The 6,000-nt window shown below is 68.2% G+C and carries 5 protein-coding genes; 2 read left to right on the top strand and 3 right to left on the bottom strand.

Annotated features, from left to right (window positions below; translation table 11 throughout):
• On the top strand, positions 1–1,042 hold a 1,042-nt coding region (locus MJ797_RS15025; RefSeq protein WP_239335254.1), incomplete at its 5' end, for an ABC transporter substrate-binding protein.
• Positions 1,043–1,145: 103 nt separating this feature from the next.
• Here the strand turns inward: MJ797_RS15025 and MJ797_RS15020 are convergent.
• The 3 genes from MJ797_RS15020 to MJ797_RS15010 are packed head-to-tail and all read right to left on the bottom strand — an operon-like array spanning position 1,146 to position 3,624.
• Positions 1,146–2,876 carry an urease subunit alpha gene (locus MJ797_RS15020; protein ID WP_239335253.1) on the bottom strand — a complete coding sequence of 577 codons (1,731 nt, stop codon included), beginning with the start codon at positions 2,874–2,876 and terminating at the stop codon, positions 1,146–1,148.
• Positions 2,873–3,325: an urease subunit beta gene (locus MJ797_RS15015; RefSeq protein WP_239335252.1), complete on the bottom strand. Its 453-nt coding sequence runs from the start codon at positions 3,323–3,325 to the stop codon at positions 2,873–2,875. The genes MJ797_RS15020 and MJ797_RS15015 overlap by 4 nt, the downstream gene beginning before the upstream one ends.
• A complete protein-coding gene (locus MJ797_RS15010; RefSeq protein ID WP_239308550.1) occupies positions 3,322–3,624 on the bottom strand; it encodes an urease subunit gamma in 303 nt (100 codons plus the stop codon). Before MJ797_RS15010 ends, MJ797_RS15015 begins: the two co-directional genes overlap by 4 nt.
• A gap of 617 nt (positions 3,625–4,241) precedes the next feature.
• On the opposite strand from MJ797_RS15010, the gene MJ797_RS15005 reads away from it, so the two are divergent.
• The gene (locus MJ797_RS15005) at positions 4,242–5,834 is read left to right on the top strand and encodes an adenine deaminase C-terminal domain-containing protein (protein WP_239335251.1); all 1,593 of its coding nucleotides are present in this window, start codon (positions 4,242–4,244) and stop codon (positions 5,832–5,834) included.
• Positions 5,835–6,000: the final 166 nt, after the last annotated feature.

Raw genomic sequence — 6,000 nt, 5'->3', positions numbered from 1 at the left:
TGGGAACCCTCGGCACATTATCGGCGTCGTCGGCCCTGAGCAGAGCCGCACCGATACGGTCGCCCTGGTTGACACGCTGGCGACGTTGGGAATCCCCACCGTCGCGCCAACTCTCTCCCTCGACAGTCTGGCCGACGACCACCGGACCGCCCCCTATTTTCAGATCGGGCCGCAGGACCGGTCAGAAGCCGCAGCCATGGCTACGTACGCGAAGAAATTCCTCGTACCAAAGGGAGTCCAGCCCAGCGCAGTCATCCTCACCTCGAACGACACCAACGACCTGTATCCGTCTGATCTCACCCATGATCTCCAGGAAAATTTACCCACGAATGGAATCGCTGTACATAAGACGATTCCCTACCAAGCAATGAGTGGTGTATCCAAGGACCCGAAGGATGCGAGCATCAACCAGGTTGCCACGCAGTTGTGTCACTGGCCCGATGGAAAAACCTCGGAAACTCCATATCCAGGTATCGTCTTTTTCGACGGCCGCAGCGACGACTTCAAGAATCTGCGCCACGAGATTGTGCACGATTGTAATGCATTCGATTCTTTCGGTCGCGGCCAGTATCCCACGATCGTGGCTGATGATGATATCACTGTTCTCATGGCCGACTCGCGCAACCGCAACACCGACTCGGCGCTCACATTCTACTACGTTTCGTTCGCGGATCCTGGAAATCACGGCGCCAAGCCGTGTGACCAACTATCCACTAATATCGACCTATACAGCTGGCTCTGTAAAGACTCGGTGGGTGTTGACGCCTCGCTTGACGAGCAGGCGCTGCTGTATTTCGACGCCGTCAACGTCTACCTGAGTGCAGGGCAAAGCCTTGGCCAGAAAAGCTTCTCGTGGCAGGCCATTGGTGACGCGCTGAGAAATCAGGCCGAATTCGGCGGGGCGAGTGGGAATATTGCCTGGCGGGAATCCCTTTCGGGGGCGCCATTAAACAAGGCTGTGGTCATCCTCAAGGAAACGATCGATCTCAAGGAACCGGATAAGGGGGCTGCTCCGACCGAGCCGGTAGCCTTTTATCCGTAAAAGCGCGGCAGAACGGAGCAGGAATGGAGGCGCCCGGCCGGGACGCGATCGTGAGACGAGTCGTCCTTGATGCGGAAGCTGTGAACGCACTGCCGCGTTCCGGTCAGAAGAGGAAGTAGCGCTGGGCCATCGGGAGCTCGGTCACGGGTGCGGCTTCGATGGCCTCCCCGTCGATGGTCACGGTGAACGTGTCCGGGGCGACCCGGATGTCGGGGGTCGCGCTGTTCTCGGGCAGGTCGGCCTTACCGCGCTGGCGCACGTCGGCGACGGCGACCATCGCCTTGGCCAGGCCGAGCCGCCGCGGCAGGCCGTCGTCGAGGGCGGCCGGGGCGACGAAGGTCAGCGATGCCGCCGCCGCCGGGCCGGGCGCTGCCCCCCACATCGGACGCGGCAGCACCGGCTGTGGAGTCGGGATGGACGCGTTGGCGTCGCCCATCGCCGCCCACACCACGAACCCACCCTTGATGACGACCGACGGCCGGACACCGAAGAACGCCGGGTCGTAGAGGACGAGGTCGGCGAGTTTGCCCGGTTCCACCGAGCCGATCTCGCGGTCCAGGCCGTGCGCCACCGCCGGGCAGATCGTGTACTTGGCGACATAGCGCCGGGCGCGGGCGTTGTCCGCGGGCCCGTCCCCGGGCAGGGCGCCGCGCCGCGCCTTCATCACGTGCGCGGTCTGCCAGGTGCGCAGCACGACCTCGCCGATACGGCCCATGGCCTGTGAGTCCGAGCCGATCATCGAGATGGCGCCGAGGTCGTGCAGCACGTCCTCGGCTGCGATGGTCGACGGCCGGATCCGGCTTTCGGCGAAGGCCAGGTCCTCGGGCACGGCCGGGTTCAGGTGATGGCAGACCATGAGCATGTCGAGGTGCTCGTCGAGGGTGTTGACCGTGTGCGGCCGGGTCGGGTTCGTTGAGCTCGGCAGCACGTTCGGTGCCGCGGCCACGGTGATGATGTCCGGGGCGTGCCCACCCCCGGCACCCTCGGTGTGGTAGGCGTGGATGGCTCGCCCCGCGATCGCGGCGAGCGTGTCCTCGACGAAACCGGCCTCGTTGAGGGTGTCGGAATGCAGCGCCACCTGCACCCCGGCGGCGTCCGCGACCCGCAGGCAGGTGTCGATCGCGGCCGGGGTCGACCCCCAGTCCTCGTGCAGTTTGAAGCCGGCGGCACCGGCGCGCAGCTGTTCCCACAGCGCGGCCTCGCCGACGGTGTTGCCCTTCCCGAGCAGGACGACGTTCATCGGCACGGTGTCCATCGCGGACAGCATCCGGGCGAGGTTCCACGGGCCGGGGGTGACGGTGGTGGCCTTGGTTCCCTCGGCTGGGCCGGTCCCGCCGCCGATCAGCGTGGTGATGCCGGCGCCGAGGGCTTCGGGGACCTGCTGCGGGCAGATCAGGTGGACGTGACAGTCCACCGCGCCCGCGGTGAGGATCTTCCCGTTGCCGGCGAGGATCTCCGTGCCCGGCCCGATGACCAGACCGGGATGGACCCCGTCCATGGTGTCGGGGTTGCCGGCCTTGCCGAGCGCGACGATCCGGCCGTCCCGGATGCCGACGTCGGCCTTGACCACGCCCCAGTGATCCAGCACGACCGCGCCAGTGATGACCAGATCGGGGGTGCCTTCGGCACGCGAGGCTCGGGCCTGCCCCATGGACTCCCGGATCACCTTGCCGCCGCCGAACACCGCCTCGTCGCCGGTGCCGGTGCCGGCCGGCCCGCGGCTGCGGTCCTCGGTCACCTCGATGAACAGGCCGGTGTCCGCCAGGCGGATGCGGTCACCGACGGTGGGACCGTACAGGTCGGCGTAACGGGCGCGGTCCAGATACCTGTTCACTGATCCGTCCCCAGCGCCGTCCCCGCTTCCGTCCCCGCGCCGGCCGTCCCCGCGTGGCCCGGCCCTGTCCTGATCGGCTTCGCGCTGTCCGGCGCGGCCGGATCCAGCGGGCCGGCCGATTCGGTGCGCAGACCCGGCACGATCCGGCGGCCGGCGAGCGGTACCAGCTCCACCTCGCGTTCCACACCGGGCTCGAAGCGGACGGCGGTGCCGGCGGGAACGGCGAGCCGGTGCCCCCAGGCGGCGTTCCGATCGAACTCCAGCGCGGGGTTGGCCGCGGTGAAGTGATAATGCGACCCGACCTGCACGGGACGGTCACCGAGGTTGCGGACCCGCAGCGTCAGCACGGGGCGCCCTGGGTTGATCTCAACCGGGTCGTCGCCGTGGCGGACCTCGCCCGGCCGGACGCCGGCCGGGGCCCGGGAAGCCGGAGTCCCGGGGGCACTCATGGGATCGGCTGGTGGACGGTCACCAGTTTGGTGCCGTCCGGGAAGGTCGCCTCGACCTGGACCTCGGCGAGCATCTCGGGGACTCCGTCCATGACATCCTCGCGGGTGAGCACACCGCGGCCGGCCGTCATCAGATCGGCGACCGTGCGCCCGTCACGCGCGCCCTCCAGGAGGAAGGACGTGAGAATGGCGGTTGCCTCGGGATGGTTGAGCCGTAGACCGCGGGCTCGTCGCTCCCGGGCAAGCCCGGCCGCGACATGGATCAGCAGCCGTTCCTGCTCATGCGGGCTCAGCAGCACAGCTGGAAGCTTACGGCGTGTTTCGGCGGTCGTCGTTCGATCAGGGAGCCGCGTCCAGGCGGTTCCTGGTAAGGCTGTGGGCCACACCGATACCGGATGAGTTGTACCGGTGTGGCCCAGAACACGACCAGGGGCCACCTGGGCGGCGCGAGCCGGAGACTCCTCTTGCCGGAGCCTCTTAATACGCACGGTTGTTTTTTCATGCGCACGGTGGCCGGTCTGCCGGGGAAGGGCCTCGGGTTGTGTCCGTTCGGGACCATTTGGTTACGGAAGAGTTACAAGCCGCGGGTTCATGGGCGCGATCGGTCTGACTGGCAGCAGAGTGATGCGGCCATACCGCTAAGAGCGCACGGCAACAGGGGCGTGGATCAAGAAGCGGGGCTGGGGCACGTGCGTCGCGAGGCCGAGAAGGGGGTCACCGGAGGTGCTGGGGGGCGACCGGCGACAACGATGCGAGGCGCCGTCTGGCGCCGGCAGGCCCTGGGCGAACTTCCGGCGGCGACCACTACGGCGTGCCTGACGGGTGGTGGTCGATGTGGGCGATGACCAAGAAAATCGATGATCCATTCAGATACACCCTGGGCCGGGCTCGCCAGAACTGGGTTTTCGGAGGTTGTATGATTGCCGAGCGTGACCGCGAACGGGCGCGGCCCGCGTCCGGGCCTGTGCTCCGCTCGCCCGACGCGGCACCGGTGTGGATGACACCGGCTGGTGGGACGGCCCGTGCCGAGCCTCCGGTCCGCGCTGGGCGCTTCGGCACCGTTGCGGTATCCCCCCAGCTGGCTCCGACAGCGGGGGAACGTGAGCGTCTGCGGCGGGTCGCGAACGGTACCCAGGAAGCGGACCTGGCCGTCCGCGGTGGCATGGTCGCTGTCGTCCAGGCTGGTGAGCTGCGGCATCGTGACCTGCTCATCGTCGGTAAATTCATCGCCGCGGTGACACGCCCCGGGGCGCTGCGTGCCCGCCGTACCCTGGACGCGTCCGGTCGTTACCTGTTGCCGGCCTACGTCGACCCGGGCGTCCGGTTGGAACAGACGTTGCTGACGCCCGGCGAGCTCGCCCGTCTCGTCGTGCCCCGCGGGACGGTCACCCTGTTTGTGGACGCGGACCTGCCCGCCGCCCTGTGCGGACCGCGCGGTACGCGGCTCGTGACCGCTTCGGGGACCCCGGTGCGGCTGCTTGCCAGGACCTCTCCGGCAGCTGGCGGCGCCAGCCTCCCGAACGCCGGGATGCGGCTGCCCCCGCAGGCCGTTCCCCGGATCGGACCCGCCGAGCCGCCACCGCCCGACGCCCCCGTGGAACTCGCCGGGGCATGGCAGATCGCTGACATTGCCGAGCACGGTCACCTTGACCGGATTGTCCACCACATGGTCGAGGCCGGTGCGGAGCCGATGACCGCCATCCGGGCGGTGACTCTCGGCCCGGCCCGCCGGTACGGCCTGGAGCACCTGCTCGGATCGCTTGCGCCGGCACGGCTGGCCGACGTCCAGATCGTCACTGACATCGCGGGACCCAGAGCACCGGAGATCGTCCTCGCCAGCGGGCGGATGGCCGCCGAGCGCGGCCGTCCGCTGTTCGACAATCTCGATGCTGTCCCTGAGTGGAGCCGGGAACGGATGGCCCTGCCGGCTGGCCTGCACAGCGGCTCGTTCACCGCCGTGGCGGCCGCGACGGCCGGCATGGTTGACGGTGTACAGGTGAGCGCCGCCGCGGGCAGCGCTCCCGATATCAAGATCATCAAGGTTCGACCTGCTCGTACCGGCGATGGCACCGGTCAGGTGGTGGCTGATCCCGGGCATGACGTGATCAAGATTGCCATGATTGCGCGACAGGCGGACCGAGCCGCCGCGACCCGGGTCGGTTTCATCCGTGGGGTTGGCCTGCGCCAGGGTGCGATCGCGATGACCACCAGCGTGGCTCCCGGCGATCTGGCCATCATCGGAGTCACTGACCAGGACATGATGACCGCGGCGCGGGCGCTGGAGGGAATGTGCGGCGGTTTTGTGGTGGTCGACCGCGGCTGGGTGCTGGCGGCATGCCCGCTACCGGTGGCGGGGTTGCTGAGTGACGCCCCATGGGAAGCTGTGCGTGATCAGCTGGCCGGCGTCGACGCGGCCGCCGCGGTGCTCGGCTGCACGCTGTCATCGCCCTTCCTGACCCTCGCGCCGTTGGGCCGGCGGCTCTGTCGCGATCTTCTTTGCCGGCCCTGATGGCCGGGAGCAACGATCGATATCGATCATCGGAGCCGCCGGTGTGGCGGGCATCGCGGGCGAAGGCGCGGCCGTTGGCCTCCCGCTGACGGGATCGGCGGGAATGTGTCATTCCCTACGCTCAAAAGTAGTGAAATGGTACATTTTGGTGAAGTGTGGCGGCCAT

Origin of the sequence: Protofrankia sp. CiP3 (assembly GCF_917627345.1) — a bacterium.
Taxonomy (GTDB): domain Bacteria; phylum Actinomycetota; class Actinomycetes; order Frankiales; family Frankiaceae; genus Protofrankia.
This window is presented reverse-complemented; position numbering and strand designations above follow the sequence as displayed.

What these genes read in the sequence shown, in the direction of transcription:
- MJ797_RS15015 (WP_239335252.1), bottom strand. Translation starts at nt 3,325, where the DNA reads ATGAGTGCCCCCGGGACTCCGGCTTCCCGGGCCCCGGCCGGCGTCCGG.
- MJ797_RS15005 (WP_239335251.1), top strand. Translation starts at nt 4,242, where the DNA reads ATGATTGCCGAGCGTGACCGCGAACGGGCGCGGCCCGCGTCCGGGCCT.